At 35.8% G+C, this 23,039-nt stretch carries 17 protein-coding genes and 1 pseudogene; 3 read left to right on the plus strand and 15 right to left on the minus strand.

The window, feature by feature from the left end; all coding sequences use genetic code 11:
• Positions 1 to 67: 67 nt before the first annotated feature.
• The 5 genes from ACFX40_RS17000 to ACFX40_RS17020 are packed head-to-tail and all read right to left on the minus strand — an operon-like array spanning position 68 to position 5,515.
• Positions 68 to 1,057 (minus strand): ABC transporter ATP-binding protein, encoded by a 990-nt coding sequence (locus ACFX40_RS17000; protein WP_028408908.1) that lies wholly within the window; start codon positions 1,055 to 1,057, stop codon positions 68 to 70.
• Positions 1,050 to 2,048: an ABC transporter ATP-binding protein gene (locus ACFX40_RS17005; RefSeq protein ID WP_098331562.1), complete on the minus strand. Its 999-nt coding sequence runs from the start codon at positions 2,046 to 2,048 to the stop codon at positions 1,050 to 1,052. The genes ACFX40_RS17000 and ACFX40_RS17005 overlap by 8 nt, the downstream gene beginning before the upstream one ends.
• Positions 2,045 to 2,953, minus strand: a complete 909-nt coding sequence (locus tag ACFX40_RS17010) for an ABC transporter permease (RefSeq protein ID WP_098432622.1) — start codon at positions 2,951 to 2,953, stop codon at positions 2,045 to 2,047. Before ACFX40_RS17010 ends, ACFX40_RS17005 begins: the two co-directional genes overlap by 4 nt.
• A 9-nt stretch (positions 2,954 to 2,962) precedes the next feature.
• Positions 2,963 to 3,916: an ABC transporter permease gene (locus tag ACFX40_RS17015; protein WP_050691645.1), complete on the minus strand. Its 954-nt coding sequence runs from the start codon at positions 3,914 to 3,916 to the stop codon at positions 2,963 to 2,965.
• Positions 3,917 to 3,976: 60 nt separating this feature from the next.
• Positions 3,977 to 5,515, minus strand: a complete 1,539-nt coding sequence (locus tag ACFX40_RS17020; RefSeq protein ID WP_377255680.1) for an ABC transporter substrate-binding protein — start codon at positions 5,513 to 5,515, stop codon at positions 3,977 to 3,979.
• A 291-nt stretch (positions 5,516 to 5,806) separates the two neighbouring features.
• On the opposite strand from ACFX40_RS17020, the gene ACFX40_RS17025 reads away from it, so the two are divergent.
• Positions 5,807 to 6,553 carry a gamma-glutamyl-gamma-aminobutyrate hydrolase family protein gene (locus ACFX40_RS17025; RefSeq protein WP_028408913.1) on the plus strand — a complete coding sequence of 249 codons (747 nt, stop codon included), beginning with the start codon at positions 5,807 to 5,809 and terminating at the stop codon, positions 6,551 to 6,553.
• 148 nt (positions 6,554 to 6,701) lie between these two features.
• Here ACFX40_RS17025 and ppsA read toward each other — a convergent pair whose 3' ends face one another.
• The 9 genes and pseudogenes from ppsA to ACFX40_RS17070 all read right to left on the minus strand — a co-directional run bounded on the left by ppsA (position 6,702) and on the right by ACFX40_RS17070 (position 18,473).
• Positions 6,702 to 9,308, minus strand: coding sequence for a phosphoenolpyruvate synthase (ppsA, locus tag ACFX40_RS17030; protein WP_377255683.1), 2,607 nt, complete (start codon positions 9,306 to 9,308; stop codon positions 6,702 to 6,704).
• Between the two features lie 975 nt (positions 9,309 to 10,283).
• Positions 10,284 to 11,504, minus strand: coding sequence for an NO-inducible flavohemoprotein (gene hmpA / locus ACFX40_RS17035; RefSeq protein ID WP_098331559.1), 1,221 nt, complete (start codon positions 11,502 to 11,504; stop codon positions 10,284 to 10,286).
• Between the two features lie 543 nt (positions 11,505 to 12,047).
• Complete coding sequence (locus ACFX40_RS17040; RefSeq protein ID WP_279620689.1) at positions 12,048 to 12,425, minus strand: SMI1/KNR4 family protein; 378 nt, start codon at positions 12,423 to 12,425, stop codon at positions 12,048 to 12,050.
• Positions 12,426 to 12,438: 13 nt separating this feature from the next.
• Positions 12,439 to 12,978 (minus strand): annotated as a pseudogene (locus ACFX40_RS17045) (SMI1/KNR4 family protein).
• Positions 12,979 to 13,075: 97 nt separating this feature from the next.
• Complete coding sequence (locus ACFX40_RS17050; RefSeq protein WP_377255686.1) at positions 13,076 to 13,393, minus strand: YolD-like family protein; 318 nt, start codon at positions 13,391 to 13,393, stop codon at positions 13,076 to 13,078.
• Positions 13,394 to 13,525: 132 nt separating this feature from the next.
• Positions 13,526 to 13,930: a DUF6262 family protein gene (locus ACFX40_RS17055; protein ID WP_025749026.1), complete on the minus strand. Its 405-nt coding sequence runs from the start codon at positions 13,928 to 13,930 to the stop codon at positions 13,526 to 13,528.
• A complete protein-coding gene (locus ACFX40_RS17060; RefSeq protein ID WP_025749027.1) occupies positions 13,923 to 15,929 on the minus strand; it encodes a tyrosine-type recombinase/integrase in 2,007 nt (668 codons plus the stop codon). Before ACFX40_RS17060 ends, ACFX40_RS17055 begins: the two co-directional genes overlap by 8 nt.
• A complete protein-coding gene (locus ACFX40_RS17065; protein ID WP_247645631.1) occupies positions 15,926 to 17,017 on the minus strand; it encodes a tyrosine-type recombinase/integrase in 1,092 nt (363 codons plus the stop codon). The genes ACFX40_RS17060 and ACFX40_RS17065 overlap by 4 nt, the downstream gene beginning before the upstream one ends.
• A 190-nt stretch (positions 17,018 to 17,207) precedes the next feature.
• Positions 17,208 to 18,473 carry a Y-family DNA polymerase gene (locus tag ACFX40_RS17070; RefSeq protein ID WP_377255689.1) on the minus strand — a complete coding sequence of 422 codons (1,266 nt, stop codon included), beginning with the start codon at positions 18,471 to 18,473 and terminating at the stop codon, positions 17,208 to 17,210.
• A 153-nt stretch (positions 18,474 to 18,626) separates the two neighbouring features.
• Between ACFX40_RS17070 and ACFX40_RS17075 the strand changes: the two genes are divergently transcribed.
• Positions 18,627 to 18,869, plus strand: coding sequence for a hypothetical protein (locus ACFX40_RS17075; RefSeq protein WP_028408923.1), 243 nt, complete (start codon positions 18,627 to 18,629; stop codon positions 18,867 to 18,869).
• A 694-nt stretch (positions 18,870 to 19,563) separates the two neighbouring features.
• Positions 19,564 to 20,916, plus strand: a complete 1,353-nt coding sequence (brnQ, locus tag ACFX40_RS17080) for a branched-chain amino acid transport system II carrier protein (RefSeq protein ID WP_060747500.1) — start codon at positions 19,564 to 19,566, stop codon at positions 20,914 to 20,916.
• A 912-nt stretch (positions 20,917 to 21,828) separates the two neighbouring features.
• Here the strand turns inward: brnQ and ACFX40_RS17085 are convergent.
• Complete coding sequence (locus ACFX40_RS17085) at positions 21,829 to 22,593, minus strand: polymorphic toxin type 44 domain-containing protein (protein WP_377255692.1); 765 nt, start codon at positions 22,591 to 22,593, stop codon at positions 21,829 to 21,831.
• Positions 22,594 to 23,039 lie beyond the last annotated feature (446 nt).

Below are 23,039 nucleotides of genomic sequence, written 5' to 3' on the forward strand. Positions count from 1 at the left end.
TTTCTATTTATTCAATTATGCTGTTGCATCAATACGTTTGTTTTCTCTATCGCCACAGCTTTTCACCTTAACTATAAAGATGACATTTTACTTTATGCTTGCTGTCAATCACTGTGTCTTCAGGTGTTTCTTTCATGCAGCGGTCAAATGCGAACGGGCATCTTTTATGAAACGCACAGCCTGAAGGTGGATTAAGAGGAGAAGGAATTTCACCTTTAACCTCAATTTTTTCGCGTTTTTCATGTTCGTGAATTGCCGGGACAGATGATAAAAGAAGTTTTGTGTAAGGATGACGAGGATTTGAAAAAATCTCATCTGTTGGCCCTTCTTCTACTAATCTGCCTAAATACATCACGCCAACGCGGTCTGCAATATGTCTTACGACGCTTAAATCGTGAGAGATAAAGAGATACGAAAGCTTCATTTCTCTTTGCAAACTGCGCAGTAAGTTTAAGATTTGTGCTTGAATGGATACGTCCAGTGCTGAAACCGGCTCATCACAAATGATAAGCTTTGGGTTTAAAATCAATGAACGCGCAATGCCTATGCGCTGGCGCTGACCGCCTGAAAATTCGTGCGGATAGCGGTTGTAATCTTCTTCGTTAAATCCAAGCTTTTTTAATAACTCAATGACAAGCTGCTTTCGTTCGCTTTTTACGCCTACATTATGAATTGTTAATGTTTCTTGAATGGAAGCACCAATTTTTTTTCTTGGATTAAGAGAAGTATGCGGATCTTGGAAAATCATTTGTAAATCTTTACGAATCGTTCGTAAGCGTGATGCTTTAGATTCGAAAATACTTTCTCCATTGAACTGTGCTTCTCCGCCCGTTGGTTCTACTAATTTTAAAAGCGTGCGCCCCGCTGTACTTTTCCCGCAGCCAGATTCGCCTACTAATCCGTACGTTTCGCCTTCATAAATATCAAAAGATACATCTTGAACTGCTTTGATTTGGCCTTTCGCTTTCCCTAAGGCAGAACGAACCGGATAATATTTTTGCAGGTTGCGAACTTCAAGCAAGGGCTTCACACTTTGCTGCTTTGCTTCACTAGACATACGCAACCTCTCCCTCTTGAATTTTTTCATAGTGCCAGCATCGAACGCGATGTGTATCATCGGCATGCTCTAAAACAGGTACTTCTTTATGGCATATTTCCGTTGCAAACGGGCATCTTGGTGCAAAACGACAGCCGTCTGGCACGTTTGAAAGCGGCGGCACCGTTCCGGGAATGGACGAAAGCTCTTGTGTTCTGTCGCCATCTAAGTGAGGAACCGACTTAATTAAGCCCATTGTATAAGGATGAAGCGGCTTTGAAAACAGCGTTTTAACGTCCGTTTCTTCCATCACTTGTCCTAAATACATTACGGCTACTTTTGTACAAATATTAGCGACAACGCCTAAATCATGAGTGATGAAAAGCACTCCCATGTTGAGCTTTTCTTTTAAATCCATCATGAGGTCAAGAATTTGCGCTTGAATGGTTACGTCTAAAGCTGTTGTTGGCTCATCGGCAATAAGAAGCTTCGGCTCACAGGCTAAAGCCATCGCAATCATAATGCGCTGCCTCATTCCACCTGAAATTTCATGCGGATACTCTTTTGCTCGCTGTTCTGGAGACGGAATGCCTGTTAGTCTCAAAAGCTCTACGACTTTCTTTTGCGCTTCTTTTTTGGAGACTTTCTGATGCAGACGAATCACTTCAGCAATTTGTTTTCCAATGGGCATAACGGGATTTAATGACGACATTGGATCTTGGAAAATCATTGAGATTTCGTTTCCTCTTAGCTTTTGAATTTGCTTTGAAGACATCTCTAATAAGTTTTTTCCTTCAAACAAAATCTTGCCATCGTAGCTTGTTAGGTCTTCATCTAATAGCTGAAGAATAGATTCGGACGTTACGCTTTTTCCAGATCCTGATTCACCGACAATCCCTAATACTTCTCCTTTATTTAATTGAAGAGATACATTGTCAACAGCCGTTACTTCTCCGCTATACGTTGTAAAAGTTACTTGTAAGTCTTCTAATTTTAAAAGGGCGTTACTCAACGTTTTTTCCTCCTTTTCTTCAGCATTACGTTTTTCGGATTTAACCAATCGCGCAGACCGTCACCAAATAAATTAAGGCCAAGTACAATTAAAATGATGAATAAACCCGGAAACACGGTCATCCACCATGCGTTGTAAATCGCAAGCTTTCCGTCATACAGCATATTTCCTAAGCTCGGTGTCGGCGCAGGAATCCCTGCTCCTAAAAAGCTTAGCGAAGCCTCAGTTAAAATCGTTACGGCAAACACGTATGTTACTTGAACGATTAAAGGCGATAAGACGTTTGGCGCCATATGAAAACAAATGATTCGAAGTGAGCTTGCTCCTTGAGCTTTTAGCGCTTCGATAAACGTTTTTTCTTTTACAACAAGCGCAGCTGAACGAACAATTCTCGCAATCGAAGGGATAAATACAAGGCTCAGTGCGATAATAACGTTGCTTGTTTTAGGTCCTAAAGCAGACATAATGGCAATTGCTAGCAAAATAGATGGAAAAGCAAACAAGCCGTCACAAATTCTCATTAAAATATAATCAAGAATTTTATAATAAGAAGATAGAAGTCCAACGATTAAACCAAGTACAGTAGCAACAATCGTTACTGCGGCTCCAATCATTAATGATATTCTGACGCCGTACATTGTCCGGCTAAATACATCTCGTCCAAAGTTATCCGTTCCAAACCAGTGCGTGCTTGACGGCGGTGCTAATCGATTTGCAGGATCGATTTGTAAGCTGCCAAAAGGAGAAATGAGCGGAGCAAAAACAGCAATCAAAATAGATAATAAAATAAGTATCGCTCCTCTTACTAGCAAACGATTTGAGAAAAAGCGCGCTACCGCTGGGTTTCTTTTTTTCTTTGCAGTTACTGAAATGGTCTCTGTATTTTGTTGTGCGTTCACATTCATCACCCTCCTTTAATCATGATAAGAATTGCGTACACGCGGATCGATCACGGCATACAGCAAATCAACAACTAAATTGATGACCACATAAGCAACCGTAATTAAAAGTACGGCTCCTTGAATAAGCGCGTAATCCCGGCGTTCAATTGATGAAACAATCAGCTGACCTAGCCCTGGAATGTTAAATAATGATTCTGTTACCGCCGCTCCGGTCACAAGTCCCGCAAATGATTCTCCAATAACTGTTAAAATCGGTAAAAAACTCACGCGCAGCGTATGCTTGAGCATAATTGTGCGTTCATTTAATCCTTTTGCTTTTGCCGTTTTAACAAAGTTCTCAGAAATGGTATCGAGTAAAGATGAACGCGTCATACGCGTAATTAATGCAGCTTGAATCGCTCCAAGCGTAATCGTTGGTAAAACTAAGTACTTTAAATACTCAAATAATCCAGCGTTTAACGGAACGTATCCTGAAACAGGAAAAATTCGAAGCTGTACCGCAAAAAGCAAAATAAGGAATGAACCGAGAAGAAAGCTAGGAATGGAAATACCTAAAAGGCTGGCTCCCATAATGCTTTCATCACGAATCGTTCCTTTATGTTTAGCTGCATATATACCAAATAGTAAAGCAAATGCCACACCAAAAATTTGCGCGAGTATAGCTAGAGAAACCGTAGGACCTACATTATCCCAAATTGCCCCGAGCACAGGTTTATTTAAAAAGTAAGAATAGCCAAAATCTCCGTGAAAAATGTTAGATAGCCAGATAAAGTATTGATTAATAACAGGCTCATCCAATCCCATTTCTTTGCTCAGCGCTGCAATTTGTTCCGGACTTGCGCCTTGTCCTAAAATGATTGCTGCGGGACTCCCAGGCGTTAAGCGCGTAATTAAGAAGACAACAATAGATACAATGAATAAAACAGGAATTAGTGCAAAAAGTCTCTTAAGTGTATAAGCTCCCATCGTAAACTCCTTTCTAAAACAGAGAGCCATAAGCTCTCTGTTTATTAGGTTAATAAGATATTATTTTGTTAAACTCATATTGTAGAAAATTGGACCTAAATTATACTCATAGCCGTTTGCGTTGTTAGAAACGGCATTGATGTTCACTTTATGACCAATAAGCGTAAACGGAAGCTCGTCCCATACGTATTGTTGAATCGCATCAATGTCACCGCGAGCTTCTTTAACAGAAGGAGCAGCTTTAATTTTGTTTAAGTAGTCCATTGATTTTTCAACTGATGTACCTTTTGTAGTCCAGAATCCTTGGAAGATGGTAGAACGAGCGTTCCAGTCAACAGGATAGATGTCCCATTGGCTTGTATCACTCATTTTATCGCTGAACGTCGCCCAGTCGTATACTTCGAGTTTTACATTCATACCGATGTCTTTTAATTCTTGTTGAACCACAACAGCTGTATTGTATTGATCTTGGTAATCACGAGACGCCATTAAGCGAATTTCTTCTCCGTTATAACCAGATTTCTTTAAATATTCTTTTGCCTTTTTCTTATCATGCTGGTTGTATTCTTCTTTTCCAGCTGTACTGTAGTAATTTGGATACTCTTTGTTCACAATGGATGAAGAAAGCTTGTAATAATCTGAGCTTCCGTAAGAACTGTCTAAGATATCCTTTGAGTTAAGAGCTGCGTTAACTGCTTTTCGTGCATGGATGTCTTTAAAGACGCCTTTATCTGCGTTGTAGAAAAGTCCCATAAATCCGCCTGGTGATGTTTCTACTTTTGCATTTTGGCTGCCTTCAACTTGTTTGGCATTATCACTTGATACAGATAGCGCAACGTCAAATTGTCCGGTTGTAATACCAGAAATCCTAGTTGACTCATCGCTTACGAAACTAATCTTAATTTCATCGACGTGAGGAGTTTTCTTAACTTCGCGGCCTTTCGAAGAATAATCTTTAAATTTCTCTAATAAAAGATATTGATTTTTCTTCCATTCTTTTACTTTATATGGACCTGTTCCTATGTAGTCTTTGATCCCTTCATCAGATGCATTGTCAACGACTTCTTTTGGTAAAATAGCTGCTGCAGGGATTGGATCAGCTAATAAAGAAAGCGTGTTAACATTTGGTGATGGTAAATGAAGTTCTACCGTATAATCACCGGTTTTGGTCATTTCAGCACCAGAGAAGTTTGTTTTTCCAAGGGATGATAGCTTAATCCAGCGGTTAATAGAAGCGACGACGTCATCTGCAGTCATTTCTTTACCATTATGGAATTTAACCCCTTTTCTTAATTGGAACGTGTATGTTTTTTTATCATCGCTAATATCTACTTTAGACGCTAAGTCAGGCTTAGGATTTCCTTTATCGTCTAAAATCATTAGTCCTTCGTAGATACTGCGCGTTGCGTCTTTCACATCTGAGTCCCCAGTAATTTGAGCATCTAGCGTTGCTGGCTCACTTTGAGACGCGACGTTTAGCGTTCCGCCTTCTTTTCCTTCTTTTTCACTTGAAGAATTTTTGCTTGCGTTACCACTGCACCCTGCTACCATGAGGACAATGGTTAAAAGAGAGATGAAAAGTAAATAAGTCCTTTTCACTAAAATCACTCCTATTTCCTTGTATAAAATTTTAATCCGACTATAATAAGAAGAATAGTAGGAATGTGAACAATTGTAGCACTACCTTCTACCTTTGGCAATTAGTATTTTTGACACACAGAGGCTATTATACCATTTTCTATTAAATAAATATGGTATATATGTATAATAGTTGAATAAAAGAACCATTTATTTCTTATAGAGCAAGCGGTTGAGAACACTTTATCAGCGCATTACAAAAGAAAAAACATTTTAAGAAATGGTAATTTAACAAAAAAGGAGAAAACAACAGTGGGATTTTTAATTGGTATATCAGGAAGCATTATTGTGGATCAAGGAGGACGCTTTCCAGGCTATAAGCGAGCGTATGTGAATAACGACTATATCGAATCAACAGCGCTCAGCGGCGGAGTTCCTTTCATCTTGCCAGTGCTAAAAGACGAAGAAATGATTAAAGCGCAGGCAGAAAGTATAGATGGGTTGATTTTATCAGGTGGACAAGACGTTAATCCCCTTTTATACGGAGAAGAACCGACAACCAAAACGGGTTCACCTTTTTTAGCACGAGATCAGTCTGAACAGCTATTGTTAAAGCATGTGATCGATCAAGGAAAGCCCGTGTTAGCGATTTGCCGCGGCTTACAAATTTTAAACGTTGCTTACGGCGGCACTCTTTATCAAGATATGTCAGACATTAAAGAGGCATTTATCAAACATGATCAATACAACAATACAAGCGACCCTTCTCATTCCATCATGATTAAAGACGGAACACGCCTGCATGACCTTTACGGTAATCAAGCTCTTATTAATTCATTTCACCATCAAGCTATTAAAGACGTAGCGCCAGGTTTTGAAGTTTCTGCATGGGCAAAAGATGGAGTTATTGAAGCCATTGAAAAACAAGGAGAGCAATTTGTAGTCGGCGTCCAGTGGCATCCAGAAATGATGGCAAAAGAACATACTTCAATGCTAAACTTGTTCAAACTGTTTATGGAGCATGTGCAGCAGTCGGCTGTAAAGAAAGTCAGCATTTGACGTTCTACTGGTTCACCAATATGAAAAAGGCAGGCCGTTATAATGGCCTGCCTTTTTGTATTGACTGAAGATACGTATAGGAATCTAGACAAATTTTCATCTATTAATTAGGTAAAAAGAAGAAAAACAGCGCAAGCATCTTTAGCTTTTACAATAGTTCAATATACCCTTCTGTTCCATGTACGCGAATTCGCTGTCCGTCTTTTATCAGCCGAGTAGCATTCTCTACTCCAACAACCGCTGGCAATCCGTATTCACGTGCAATGACTGCCCCATGAGTCATCAGTCCGCCAACTTCCGTAACAAGCCCCTTTATCCCTACAAATAACGGGGTCCAGCTAGGGTCAGTAAAGGAAGTGACTAATATATCTCCCTCTGATAGATTAGCATTTTCCATATTTAAAATGACGCGTGCTCGCCCTTCTATCACCCCTGCCGAAACCGGTAAACCTACAATTGCCTGGGACGGGAGGTTTTCTCGTTTGTACGCACCGGTAATAATTTCACCTTGAGACGTGATCACACGCGGAGGTATTAGCTTTTCATATAATTTGTACTCTTCTTTTCGCTTGCTGATGATTTGATGATCAAGCTTATATGTGCGCACGACTTCTTGAAGTTCTTCAAACGTCAAATAGTATATATCTTCTGATTCATAAATAACGCCGGCTTTTACGAGCTGAGCGGCTTCTTTCAAAAGAGCCTGTTTATAAACAAAATAACGGTTAATCATGCCGTATTTGGGGTATTCACGATAACCGATAAAATTTCGGAGGAGATCAATTCTTTCTTTTGTTTCTTTTGCTTTTTGTTCACCATCCGGCAAATGCTTCAAGCGGTTTAACAGCTCTTGCTCTTTTTTCAAGGCTTCCTGCAGGCCTTTTTCAAATTTTTGTTGGCTGGCATTGGGTTTAAAGTTTTTAATATTACCAAGAATCACAGGGATAAGTGCAGCCGGTTTTTCGCTCCAGCGAGTTTTCGTAATATCGATTTCGCCGGGGCATCGCATTCCGTATTTGCTGAGATACTCATAGATAGCGCCTTTGGTTTCCAGTCCACCTTCAAACTTAACCAGGTTCTCAAAAAAGTTATCATCTTTTACATACTGTAAATAATGGATGACTTCTGGATAAGGACGAATTACATCTGCGACATCCAATAGCGCCAGACCCATTTCTGAAGTAATATTGTTTGGTACAGATTGAGAAAGCGCGTCTGCTGCATTTTTTTCATTTAGCCACGCCTCCATTTTTTCATTGATCCATGATGAAGCATCCATAGCGGTCATAAACACAGCTGTACTTTGTGGATCAAATAAAATCTTCTTTAATGTCCCGATATCTTCTGAAATAAAATCGACTAATTCCAACCCTGATTTCGTCTGGATGGTTTGTTTTAGCTCTTCTATTGATGTTTGATTCTTCTTGATCAAGTCAGAAACGATTGTCGAGTCGTTTTCGATTTGTGCCTTAGGCTTCGTAGGCGGCACGCTTTTATTGCTTTTACCAGAACTTTGATCATCTGGTAAAGGTTTTATAAAGTCTCCTCGCTCTATTATGGTCGTAAGTGCGTCTTTCATGAGCGGATCATGTTGTCCCATGGCACCTAACATCATTTTTCTGCTGCCAGGTGAAGCGAGCATAGGTGTAACATCAACAAATAACCTTCCACCGGCTGTACGCATCGGTGCATTAGTTGTTAACAGAAAAAAAGACAATCCCAGTGGTTTCATGGCATCGGTCATCATTTGCTGGTGTCCAACAGATACATAAACGCGATTTTCCTGATCATGCGCTTCAGGAATTGGATATAAAGTAGTGATTGGACGACTTTGGACAATATAAAATCTATCATCAGCCAAGCACCATTCAATATCTTGAGGACAATCAAAATAAGCTTCAAGCTGTCTTCCAACGCGTGCTAGATGTAAAATTTGAGGTTCAGTGAGCGCTTGCGTTTTTTGCAGGTCAGAAGGAACTTCCTTGGTTTCTGTTCCGCCTTCTTTTAATCCATAGATAGCTAACTTTTTAGCTACTATTTTTTTATCGACGATTTCGCCTTCTTTTACTTTATAGCAATCGGCAGAGACTAAACCAGACACCAGCGCTTCTCCAAGTCCGAATCCCGCATCGATTGATAACAGCTTTCGGTTAGAAGTAATTGGGTCAGCGGTAAATAAAATACCTGAAGCCTGAGGAAAAACCATTCGTTGAACAATAACCGATACGTGCACTTGACTATGGTCAAATCCATTTTTAATACGGTAGGTTACCGCGCGATTTGCAAACAGGGAAGCCCAGCATTTGCTAATGTGCTCAAGGATGGCTTCTTTGCCTCTGATGTTTAAATAGGTGTCATGCTGACCAGCAAAAGAAGCATGTGGCAAATCTTCAGCAGTCGCACTTGAACGAACGGCATAAGCATGCTCTTCCCCAAACTGAGAGAGAGAATGAATAACTGCTTTTACAACGTCAGAAGGAATTTTTATTTCCAGAATGATTTGGCGAATTTTTTCGCTGATTTCACCAATTTGATCTCGGTCATCAGCTTTTAGCATCGTCAGCTGGTTCAGTAACGCTTGAAATGTTTCATTTTGTTCAAGGGCTTTTTGATACCCGGCCGCTGTCACACAAAATCCTTCGGGTACTTGTATTCCTTGAATTTTTGATAACGCGCCTAAATTTAAGGCTTTTCCTCCAACAAGTGAAAGCTGTGTATCTTTTATTTCTTGAAAGCTAAGAACTAAAGAGTTCATTCAACATCTCTCCTAACCGGTAATGTTTTATTGATTTTACCAGCAGTAAATGAGAATAAACAGTCTATATCGACGTTTTTTTATGTGGTATAATTAAAGTAGGAAGAGAAATACATACCTTTTTGTTTACGTTTACATATTTAAAAGTTGTATAACTAACTTATTTGATTCGTATCCTTTTTAAAGCAGGTAAGTACACGTTTGAAGGATTTGTTGTTCTTCCTTATTTAGCACTTTCTTTTTAGAGGATAAAATTTCAGCAGTTCTCCTTATTTTAACCCTTCTTTCATTTGTTCTCCTGAAGAGTCTAGCTCATTGGATGATTAACTCTCTTTTTTTGAACTATTCCGAAACCATAGTATTACGAATGTATCTCTTCGCTCGTTTTCGAGCAAGTGTATAAACAATCACCTGCAGCACAAGCGCCGTAAGACTTATCAGTACTACCTGTTCGACAGAATTAAAGGGCGAAAAATATTTCTCCCATTTAGAATCAGGAAGCCTTAATGCATTATAAAAATATGAAGTACTAAAAGAAATTATATTTCCTAAAATAAGTGATAAATCCGCTCTAATAAGCCCACTTAGATAAGACAGTGCTAGTGTAACTATGGCCATGATTATATAGCTTACCTTTGAATCATCCTCAAAATCTTTTCGCATAGATAAATAAACATATGGAATGCAGTAAATGGTAAAAATTATAAAAGGAAGTAGTCTTCTCATATAGTAATCTCTCCAATAGTTTGGCTTCGACATAGTTCTCTATTATTATAAATTACCGAAGAGAATTTTTTCCAGTTTTTTGTACGCAGAGAGTGTAGAAATACTTATATGTATCATGATCGTTTGTAGAATCATTCCTTAGGGCAAAGTAAAAAAGCACGCTTATGAGTGCTTTTTTACAGCATATTTATTTAAACAGGACGTGTGTTTCAATCGAATACTTTTCATTTACTGGTAAATATTACTTCTTTATTTTTCTCCTAAAATGGCTACAGGGCTAAATACCTCGTAATGAATACGTTCGTTTGGTATATCCCATCTATGTAGTGCTTTAAGAATAGCTTCCATAAACGGAATCGATCCGCAGAAATAAAAGACAGCTTCTTTTGAAGGAACAACGGATTGTAACAATTCTAAATCAATATAACCCTCTTTATCAAAATCAGTACCAAGGTGATCCCCTTCATTAGGCGAACTATAACAGATGAAGGAGGTAACATTTTCGCTATTTCTATTTAGTTGAGCCACATGTTCTTTAAAAGCATGCGTTTTCCCATTAATACTTGCATGAAGAAAGGTAACCTTACGTGTAGGTTGTTTTTCTACAATGGTATTCAGCATACTAAGCAAAGGTGTAATACCTATACCTCCACTAATTAGCACAACGGGAAGTTCACTGTGATCAAGTACAAAATCTCCAGCGGGAGCTGAGAACTTAAGAATATCTCCTGTCTGAACTTGTTTATGTAAATAGTTTGACACGATTCCTGCTGGCGCACCGTCATGCGCATCTTCTCGTTTTACACTGATTCGGTAATAATCCTTTCCAGGGGCTTCAGAAAGACTATAGTGGCGAATATGCGTGTATTTCTCTCCCGGAACATTTGCTGCTAATGTAAGGTATTGTCCTGCTTTATAAGAGGCAATTTCTTTCTCATTTTTAGCTTTTAAATAAAAAGATGTTACATTATCACTTTCTTCTACTTTCTTATCTATATAAAAGCTTTGATATCCTTCCCAACCTCCAGGTTGACTCTCTGTCTCTTCGTAAAGAGCTTCTTCTAGCTCAATAAAAGCATTGGCAATATATCCGTACGCTTTTCCCCATGCTTCAATAATCTCATCTGAAGCTGTATCTCCTAAAACATCCTTTACTGCTTGAAGTAAAGTTTCACCAACGACTGGATATTGTTCTGCCTTTACCCCTATCGCACGATGTTTTTGTGAAATTCGTTCAATTACAGGTTTAATGGCTTCTAAGTTTGTAATATGTTCCCCAGCAGCATACACGGCATAGCCTAATGCTTCCTGTTGAATTCCTCTTTTTTGATTTGTTTGATTGAACATATTATACAAATCCGGCGCTTTTTCAAATAACAATTCATAAAATCTCTTTCCTATTTGTTTACTATGTTCTTTTAAAACTGGCACTGTTGATTGGACAATTTCAATCGTTTTAGAATCAAGCATATAACATCCACCTTTTAAGAATTTTTCATATGTATTAATCTTTTTTAATACTACAATTTAATATGGCTAAATTTGGATTATCCTATACGGGAATGAAAATACTAACTCTAGTTAACGTAATGAATAGGTTCTTTAAGAAACAAAAGAACAATCTCCCCTTTTTGTACATCATATTTTCTGTGGTTAAACAAACTAATAAAAATTTGTTGAATTAGAATTAAATTAGAAAGGTGAATGTCTCTATGACCAACACTTTAAGATATACCTCATTTATACATTATTGGCATGCTTTTGATCATTGTAGCCATATACTATTCAATTGTTAGCAGTATTCAACGATAAAAGAACGCAAAGGATATGAATGCCTTTGCGCCTTCGTATATCGGCAATACAGAAATCGATTCCTACCATCAGTCCCTTCCTTCCTCTACATTCTTTCTAAGTTTAATAGGTACTAAAAAAGAGGACAGTTAGGTATATACTAAACTACTATCTGTCCTCTTCTAGCCGTACTTTTATCAAAATCTTTTAACGAAGCAATAATTAAGCAACATCTTCTACAAACTCTTCTAGAGAATCATACATTTCTAAAGCTTCCCATTCGCCTATGCCATGTTCAGCTGTAAAAACTGGATAATCTTCATTCCCTATGTCGATAAAGAGCGGGTCACCGCCTATTTCTTCATCATAACCTATAACAAACCAGTTTTCTTGCCAATCTCCTTCTTGATTTCCTATAAGAGAATTGGCTTCTAAATCTTCTCTGTAGCCTAATTGTCCATCAAGAAACTCGCTTTTTAGGTAGATATAATAAGGAGTAGAAAGAATTTCTCCCACTTCATCTTCAAATTCTACTTTCACCGACGTACCTGGAAGTGCTTTGAGAATTTTATAGATTTTCTCTATATCAGGTTTTATCATTTACTTCTCCCCTTTAATGACCTGTATGATTTATCGTGGCTATTACCCATTCTTCTAAGCTGTCCGCTATTACTTCACGCTGTTCCCAATCGTGCCAAAAGGTGATAATTTGGCCAATTCTCCCTTCTTTATCAGGATCCAAGTCTATACAAATATCATCTCCTCCCCCATTCGTGGCAATCGAAATCCAACGTGGGTTCCACCAAAATTCTCTTTTTACTGGTCCAATAGGTTCAATTTCTGGAAAATCTTCAAATTCTCCTCCGTCTAAAAGTTCTTTTAATGTTTGCCACGACTACAGAATCTCCTCTAAAGGTAGTAGCGTATAATTATCGATAGCTGCTATATATTCATCACGCTGTCCATTATGTATCATTAACCAGTCTTTAAGGTTTTTGGGGAATGTTAGTCCCATCTTTTGTTCAGCCTCTGCAATTTCTAATTCAGAAGCTGCTTCATTAAGCGTTCCTGCTGCTTCTGGTCGATTTATTTTTAACCACTGCTCAAACTCAGTCCAAACCTGCTTCATATTAGGAGCCTCCTTATATAACATCTTTAAATGAATCTATGAAAAATGATTAAATACTTTTTAAGCTTATACTAATTATGTATGGAAATCTTATGTAAATAAACTGTTTTATTATTTTCTACTACACGAAACGAACATCAATTAGCTCGCTTAACCTCATTTTTTCCGTTTGCTTACATCCTTCATCTATAAATACAAATAAACCTCCAAGGGAATCTACAAATTGAATAACTCCTGTTTCCGTTATACATTGCCCGTGCTTGTAATACGTAAGGTATACTTTTTTATGTGTATGGAGCGCTTCGATCAAGGTAAAATTAATCTGTTCCATTTGATCTTCTGTTAAAAAAGGTTGAGGTATTTCTGATTGCTTTTTTATAACTTCTTGTAATCCTCTGTATTGCTCTGGCATAGTTGCAAATGGTCGCCACTTTTTCATTTTATCAAGACCTTTCTTTAAAAAATCTGTTGTTTTAATGGTTTTTATCGATGTATCTATGACCACATCGATAACCGTTTTTCAAAATTAAGATTCATATGACTTCCTGTTGGCGCACAAATCGAAGACCAATTATAGATCTTCATAAACTTTTCCTAGATTTTTTTTAATCTGATCTTTTAGATGTTGATTTTCTACTTCTAATGAATTTACCTTACGGTTTAAATTATCGATTTTATTCTTTAAGGCCTCTATCAACACATCCTTAGATGCATCAGATGTATTTCTCTTGAGGTTTCTAGCTTCCCGTAAACCTTCTTGTTGATGACGCAAGTTTTCTATACGTTTCCTGATAGATAAATCTCTGTATAAAAAGGCCTTAGAAACTACAGCCGTTTCAGAAACTGAATTAAAATTAATTGGCTTTTTCTCTTTAATCATTTCTTTTATCGCTTTATCTACTCGACCTTTAGCTTTTGTATGTTTTTCATATGCATAATTTAATATCCCTGTGGTATTTGGACTTTTATTAGCCATTGTTCTTTCGTTCATCTCCTACATACTCGCGTTTATGTTTAGCCATACCGAAGACTCCGTTGTCATTTGCTATCGAATCTCGAATTTCTTTGTATTTAATAAGCTTTGGTTTAATTAACTCAATAGAACGAAGACGCCCACTTGCTTCGTATTTCACAATATCTTCTTCCATCTGATTTATTTGTACATTGTAATAATCAAGGAATGTTGTATCGACATGGAAACTCCTACACTTGTTTTTTATACAAGGAACTTCTAGGGAGTAATCTAAGAACTCGCAATGTACTTTGGGACTTTTTATACATAGACCATGATCTAAACGGATTGAGTCCATGTTGTGTCGTATCCACTCAAGTTCTAATCCATTTTCTAAAGCTTGTTCACTTAGGTCTCCCCTTACCAATTCACCATTCGTATCTATACGTATTGAGTTTTGGACTTTTTCCCATTCTTTTCGAAGCGTATTATCCGAAATTTTTGCGTAAGCTAGCGTCATTTCGGGGCTCGTATGCGCCATTAATTTTTGAACGTGTAAAATGTTCATGCCGTTATTAATTAGACTTACTCCATACCTATGCCGGAAGGCATGATTTTTAAAATGGAATGCTGCTCCATCTTTATCAAGAATGTTATATTCGTTTGCTAACTGATTTAATGCATATGTAACTCTGTGCTGAGAAAAAGCCATTCCTCTATTTTTTCCACTAAGGACCGGAAACAGAAAATTATTTATGTTATGGACTTGTCTTTCGTGGTTGTTAATATATTCTTGTTGTATTTGAACAATAGCCACAATTTCTTCTGAAATTGGAACGATATGTTCTTTTATCCCTACTTTTCGTTGATCACCTGATAACCACCATCCATTTTGTTTATATATTAAGCAATTTAATTTCAATTGACATACATCAGAAACTCTAAAACCAGTTGCCTCCATAATAACTATTAACCTAGCTATTTCAGGATCTATTTTATGTAAATATTCTTGAACTTGCTCCCATACATAATCAGGCACATGTTTAATGTGCTCCCGGTAATGTTTAGTCTCTCTAGAGGGGAAATCCTCTGGAAATATAAGTGTATGAATTGGACTTGTAGGAGCTTCTGGCCATTCAAAAGCTTGCATATATTCAAGTATCCTTCTTACATTTGAAATGCATTCTAGTACATGTCGATTACTCGGCACACGATTCTTAGTATGACTTTTCCCTCCCATGTCGCGATTCCTAATATAAAATAGAAAGTCCTCAATGTCCTTTCGTTTCAAATCTTGGAGAGTACTCCATTTAGGGTAAGTTTCTACAATGAAATCAAAAAACAAAAACATCTTCTTTAAAATATTTTGCATGGTCGCATACGTAATTTGTTGCTGAACCAACAACGTCTGGTAGGCATATTTTTTAACGAGTTCTCGATAAGGTTGTTGAATACTTGTAAAGTTAAGAAACCGATCTCTTCGAGACATGTTATAAGGAATACCTAACTTCTCTACATTCCACCTATCTTTTTCATATTCAGGTCTTTCATCATAGTGGTCAGTGAAGAATTGATAGATTTGTTTGTATATTCCTATATACTCTGATACATATTCTTGACCATTACGGACCTTGGTTAACGGCTTATTATTCTGGACTAGATAAGATTTGTATTCATTTAAGGTTTTATCATAAGGAATATCAAGGATAGATGTTATATATGGGTATTTTTCTTCTAAGAACGTTGATATAAAATAAAGCCTATGGAAGTGCATACATACAAAGCTTGTAAAAAGCCACATTTCGTTTGTTAAAGAATAAAATGAATAGTACTTTATCTCAGATCTAATGAAATGATTGTTAATCTTACTAAAATCAACACTTCTGTTACCTGAGTTAACTTTTCCAATTCGTTCTTGCATTGGATAATTATCGACACTCCACTTATCTAAGGCCCAATAACCCTGAAGGGTAGTTAAAGGCATATTTCTTTTTAGAGTAGGAGTTACAGACACTATATTCACTCTTGTATCCTCCCGTGTTGTTTGGCTTGTTCCCAATGTTTTCTTATAGTTTCTTCTGAAGGATGAATGTACATATTTAATGTGGTTTGTACTTGAGAATGACCTAATAATTTTTGAATGATACCAGCCTTAATTCCAAGGTCATAAAGATTAGTTGCATAGGTATGGCGAAGCATATGAGCTGTAAAATCAATATTTGTCTTTTTGGAAAGCCTTCTTATTAGGGCCTGTAAAGTCCAGTAATTCATTAGCTTTCCACTATTTTTCCCTTTTATATTAATAAAAACGTAGTTCGAATCAGTGCCTGCTGTATGATAATCAATAATATAGTCTTGAAATAAATTCATTGTCTCCTTTGATACATATACTTTCCTCTTCTCACCTGTTTTCGTTTTTGATTCTCTGACGGTAATACTACAATCGCTTATACTAAAGTCTTCTATCCATAAACTTAATAACTCTGAAGCTCTTAATCCTCCCTCATACATGATACGAATGATTAATTGGTCTCTAAGGTTGCTGCATGCTTTATAAATCATTTCAGCTTGTTCATTAGTTACGGTTTTAACCTTTCTTTTAGCCTCTTTAAGCTTTAATATATTAATTTTAGTAGTACGGCTACGTACTGTATGATCTAAGAACCTTCGGTACTTCTTTTTTGTGATTTTGATCTCTTTAGTAGCTTTCAGTTTCATATCAAAAGTGACTTCTCCGTTTCGCCATTGAAAATCGTAAAACTCAACTATACAGTTTAGAATAGAATTAATAGAGGATTCAGTTCTCTTCGCTACCTCTATGCTTTTCTTACCTTTAGCTAGATAAACTGTATTTGAAGCATTTGATCCTCTTCTTAACCAACCAATAAATTCTGCTAATAAATTTAAGTCACCTTCTTTATAATGTTTGTTCTTCTCACTTAGAAAAGCCCAAAATAGCTTTAAGTGATAACAGTATGTCTTAAGAGTGTTAGGAGCTTTTCCCAAAGCATCTTTATACTTTATAAACTTCATGATTGGTACAACTAGCTCTCCACTTTCGTCTAAGACAACCCATCGTTCTTCTCCTGATGATAGAATAACTTTTTGCACTCTAATCGTGGACTCCACCTCCAATTATTTATTCTATGAATACTATAGATACTACATATTTTTTAGTCTTGTTCTTCATCCTATAAAGAAACAATAATAGGTGAATGACAATCTTTGTATACTTTATATTCACCCTTATAATATACTATTGTTACTTTCATTCCTCTGTTTTGCATATCATCTTCCTCCTTTATGCTTTATGACCTCCTAAAAGGCCGTTTCGATAACGAGCTGTTGAATGCTTGAGATGGCTTGAAGCTCGCAAAACGCTATTCTTCCCATAACGCATCTGTATTTCATCAATTGTTTTAGCAAGTGCATAGGCTCTTTCCCGCTGGTCAATATCTTCAAATAAACTCATTTGCTCTTCTTCTTGAATACTGGTGTTCGATAAAGAAATTCCAATCGATCGAATGGGCATTCCGCTATCAAACGTGTGTAGTATGGTTAAACAATAAGGAAAGATATCTTGACTTAGGTTCGAAGCCCGCCCCATTTTCTTTTGTCTTGAGAAGCCGCCACCTGTTTGTTTGCTGTAGCCAATGGATAAATGAATAGTTTGTGCCACGACTTGATGCATACGTAAACGAAAGCACACATCATCTAACAGTTCTAATAGCAGCAATTCCACTTCTTTTCGACTTGTATAGTCTCGAAACAGAATTTGACTCTTCCCGAATGATCGAGAGCTCGGAATATACACGTCAGAAATACGGCTAAAATCAATTCCGTTTGCATGTTGGTGGATTTCTTCTCCCAAGACACCAAATTCTTTACGTAACATCTCTACAGAAGAAAGAGCGAGTTCTTTAATGGAGTGAATGCCCAAACGATTTAAGCGTCTTTCCGTAGCGGATGAGATTCCCCAGAAATCCTTCATTGGGTGAATCGACCATAATTTAAAAGGAATATCTTCGTATCGCCAATAAGCTACCCCTGTTGGGCTATTCTTGGCCTCATGATCTAAGCTCACCTTAGCCAGCAAGAGATTCGGACCGATTCCTGCGGTGGCTGTAAGCCGTGTTTTACGATAAATCTCGTTGATGATTTTACGGGCTAATTCTTCTGGTGTACGAGCGAATAAATGTAAAGAAGCTGTTGCATCAATAAACAACTCGTCAACGCTATATGCATGGAAATCTTCAGGAGCGACATACTGTAACACTAAACTAGAAATATAGTTCGAGGCCTGGACATACCTTTCCATGGATGGGTTTACGACATGGATATCTTTCCTTCTAGGAATGTCGAAAAGACGGCTGCCTGTTTGGATCCCTTCTTTCTTTAATAAGGGTGTGGCAGCTAACACAACTGATCCCGACCGCTTTGTATCTCCTACAACTGCCAACTTTGTTTTTAATGGATCTAGCCTACGTATCACGCATGAAACAGAAGCAAAGAATGCTTTCATATCAATACAAATAATGACTCTGTTTGGTAGATATTCATAATCCATTGGAATAACTCCTCAAATAAAGAACGTTTGTTCTCTATTATATACGAACAAACGTTCTTTATTCAATAAAAACTCTAAATTTTTCCCGATTATTGTTACTATAATAAGAGAAAAGAGCATCACATATAAACGGGAAGAACGGAGGGGGGACCTATGAATAGAAAAATGCCTAATTATATTATCTTTTTATCATGGTTTTTGTTTTTAGTTCTTTTATGGATTATCTTCTCATTTTTTAAAGGTGAAAATGGACAGTGGTGGTCTATGTATCGTTTAAATATAAAAAAATATGGTCCTTGGGCTTTAGAGGTTTCTTACATAAAAATTAGTTTTGCTGCTTTTATCTCTTTATTAATAGCTTATATGATGAGTTTTGGCTTCAAAAAGAAAAGATAAAAAGACCTTAATTAATTTGTTAATAAGGTCTTTTCAGTATATATAAAATTTATGACATATTTTAAAAAAGAAAAAATGATCATTATTACTTACCCTCTGACTGCTTGAATGGAGTACCATAAGATAATCATTCAAAGGAAACAGAAACGTTTGTGATTCTAGACAGTGATTTCACATTAGAAAAGTACTTTGTCTAGAGATAAGCTGTTGATTGTCAAATTACTAGTTCAGGAGATAAAAGTAAGCGTTCTTTATAAGACTTAGAATGCTCCATTTCTTGAAGCAATAAATCAACTACTTTTTCCTTTCAGGTGTTTAGCTAATATTAAAAAGTTTTATAAGTTTCGTAGTACTATATTTCCAAACTTCCTTGCATATCATTCAATCAAATTAATTAAAAGGATAATATACGCGATTTGAATATGATTTATAATTTTTTTAAAAAAATACCGTTATTAACTCACTTAACGTACGCATTTTGAATAAAAATCTGGGTTTTTAATATTATTTTTATTTTAATAATGGATAATGAACGGAAAATTGATAATTTTTTAAATTTTATTAAAAAAGTTTATTTTTTATATTGAAATATGTAATTTGACTGTTTATAATACAAAAAAGATAAGTTATTTGTAATTTAAATTGTCTGAAAATTTAATTTTTTATAAAGAATATTTTTAATGGGGGTTTCACCGTGTCAAACAAAGTACCGTTTTCTTTTATAGTAATCATTGGTTTAATGTTATTTGCATTATTTTTTGGAGCTGGAAATTTAATATTCCCTGCCATGCTTGGTCAGTCAGCGGGAGCAAATATCTGGTCAGCAAATGCGGGTTTTTTAGTTACTGGAGTAGGCTTGCCTTTACTTGGTGTACTAGCTTTTGGGTTCTCCGGAAAAGAAGATTTACAATCATTAGCAAGTCGCGTACATCCTATCTTTGGTTTAGTATTTACAACTGTTCTTTATCTAGCTATTGGACCTTTATTTGCTATCCCACGAACAGGTAACGTCTCTTTTGAAATCGGACTTAAACCTTTCATTTCTGAAGGCTCTAGTTCTATAGCTTTACTCGTGTTTACTATTATATTTTTCAGTATTACATGCTTTTTTTCTCTCAATCCGGCGAAAATTGTCGATATTGTCGGAAAATTCTTAACGCCGATTAAATTAACATTCATCGGAATTCTAGTTCTAGTAGCTTTTATTCATCCTATTGGAAAATTTCAAGCACCCACAGAAAAATATGTAACAAACTCTTTTTTTAATGGGTTCCAAGAAGGATATCTAACAATGGATACTCTTGCATCTTTCGTTTTCGGAATCATTATTATCAATGCAATTAAAGAAAAAGGCGCTAAAACAAAGAAGCAAATTATAACTGTTTGCCTAAAAGCTACAGGAATTGCTGCTATTATTCTTGCAACTATCTATTCAGCCCTTTCATACATGGGCGCCTCAAGTGTAGAAAAGCTTGGGCATTTAGATAATGGTGGTGCGGTGCTAGCGAAAGTTTCTGATTATTATTTTGGAGAATATGGAGGGTTACTATTAGGCTTAATGATCACAGTAGCTTGTCTGACAACTAGCGTAGGGCTTATTACTTCATGCTCTTCTTATTTCCATAAATTATTACCTTCTATTTCTTACAAGAAAATTGCGATTAGCTTATCCGTGTTTAGCGCAATCATCGCAAATGTTGGATTAAATCATTTAATTTCTTTTTCAGTACCTGTTTTAACAGTTCTCTATCCATTAGCAATCGTTCTAATCTTTTTGACTTTCCTTCATTCTTTATTTAAAGGATGTGCTGAGGTATACCAAGGCAGCCTATTCTTAACATTTGTTGTAAGCCTGGTAGACGGATTAAATGATTTTGGCTTACACATTCCTGGTATTGACCAAGTATTTACTTACTATCTTCCTCTTTACCATATTGGATTAGGTTGGATATTCCCTGCAATTATTGGAGGTCTTGCAGGTTATGGAGTCAACTTATTTAAAAATAAAGAGCAATTTACTTCTAAATCAACAAGGTTAAATAAATAATAATTTTACTTTAATTATTTTAAATAAAGCAAATACAAAAAGAGTCTTTACTTCTTATAAGTTAAAGACTCTTCTTATGAGTTTCCTATATATTTAGATGATGCTCCTTCTTTTGTACTTTTATAATTAAGTTAAATTAATATTTATATTATTACGAAAATAAGTTCGTTAAAGTCTATGTTTTTAGAGGACGTTTATAGGTTATCTTTAAACTTAAACGAACGGTAAAAATAATAGATTTCTTATGTAAATGATAGGTTCGTAAAGGTATACTTTTGCGGACTTTTGTTTTGGAATAAATTATGAATAATATATAATTTATTAAGGAAGATAAATGGATGTTTAAAAACAGAATAGTTATTTGTTTTATTTTAAGTGTAATTCAAAAGAAAAGAAGTACTCCCAAAATAGGAGTACTTTTTCTTTCTCTACTGAACTGTACTTTTTCTAGATAAGGCAATTACAATTGCTAAGTATATTGGATAAAGTAAAACACCAAGGTATATAACAATTCTTCCTATAGGATTGAGTTGATCTCCATGGTCACTAATTGGAAAAAGCCTGTTAAATAAGATAAGCATAATAACAAAGTACGGAATCCATAACACGGTTCCATAATAATTTAGTTTGCTACCTTTTAAGTATCGACGATTTAGTAAATAATAAACGAAACTAAATACAATAACAGAAATTAACATAACTACAATTCCAATATTTCTGGCTATTGCTACATCAAGTTCTATGATTCTACTAATACGATAAATATTAAAAATTAGTTCGATATTAATAAAAATTAAAACTGCATATAGTATACTTGAAAAATTCAATTTCAAAAAATAATTCATAATGTCCCTCCCTATATGGTTTTACTTATTAATACCATACAATACGGTCTACATAAATAATTCAATATTACCAATATTTAACCGCGTCATTATACCCCTTTGTTATTACATCTTTATCTTTAGAGTCTTCAGGTTGTCCAACTCCCACACCTACTGCACCACCACCAATAAGCAAAGTTTTCTTACTAAATAGTAGTTCTCCTGTATATGCATAATTATAGTTTCCAATATATTCAGAGTTAATTACTTTTTTTCCATTGTAAGTACTAGCGTTAAATTCTTTATACCATGGCTTATATCCAGATCTTACTTTATAATCCCATGGTCCACCTTCCTGAACTTTCCCAACAAAATAACCTACTGTTGCATTATAAGCTGAACCAGGAGAAGCTTTAAGTACTGATGCATTGAATTTCTCTAATTCATTTCTGTTACTTTCTACTAACCCTTTTAAATTTAATGATTTTAGTCCCGTATCTACTGCAAATGTTGAAAATTTTTGTGAAGTTTCTGCATTTTCATCAGAATTATGAGCTACTTCAGTAATTTCTTCAGGAGAAAGCATTTCTATGTCAAAATCATTATTTACTTTAGCTACATCTTTTTCAACTAAATAATTAATACTCTCTACTGTATCGGTAAAATCTTTATATTTGTTATCACTATCAGCTAACTTTTCTACTGAACTCTCATCTTTTGCTTGTACTTGTCCATTTTCTGTTACTTTTAATAAATGAGAGCTTGCTGCTTTTTGATACACATCTTCTTTTATTTGTACGTTTTCTGCAGCTGACACATTTCCTTGTGCTAAAAAAAATAAGCCTGCACTCATACTAACTCCTAAAAGTAACGTGTTTTTTCTTTTCAAAACAATTCCTCTTTTCTTATGTTATTTTTTGAACTTTTGTAAGAATATCACTTTTCAGTTAAAAAATAATAATTTTTAAATAATTAAGAAAAAAGGACTTTTATGTATGTATTTTTTTGTAATAATAAAGAGTTTATAGATACCGTTAATTAACATTTAATGTTAACTGAGATATCTTTTTTATTTTGTAATTAGAGTTTATCACTTATCATATGAATAAAAGCTGCACTTTTTATTCATATGATGAGTGATTCATTATTCTAACAAACGCCGTCATATCAAGGATGTATAAAAAGCTGAATACTCCAGAAAAAGAACCCTTTGCGGAACTGTGGGACTGACCCCTAATAGTGAGACAAATAAAAAACACCTTTAAGTTAAAAAACGGGTATATACTACCTAACAATCAC

The organism is Priestia sp. YIM B13552 (assembly GCF_042787775.1).
Classification (GTDB): Bacteria; Bacillota; Bacilli; order Bacillales; family Bacillaceae_H; genus Priestia; species Priestia megaterium_E.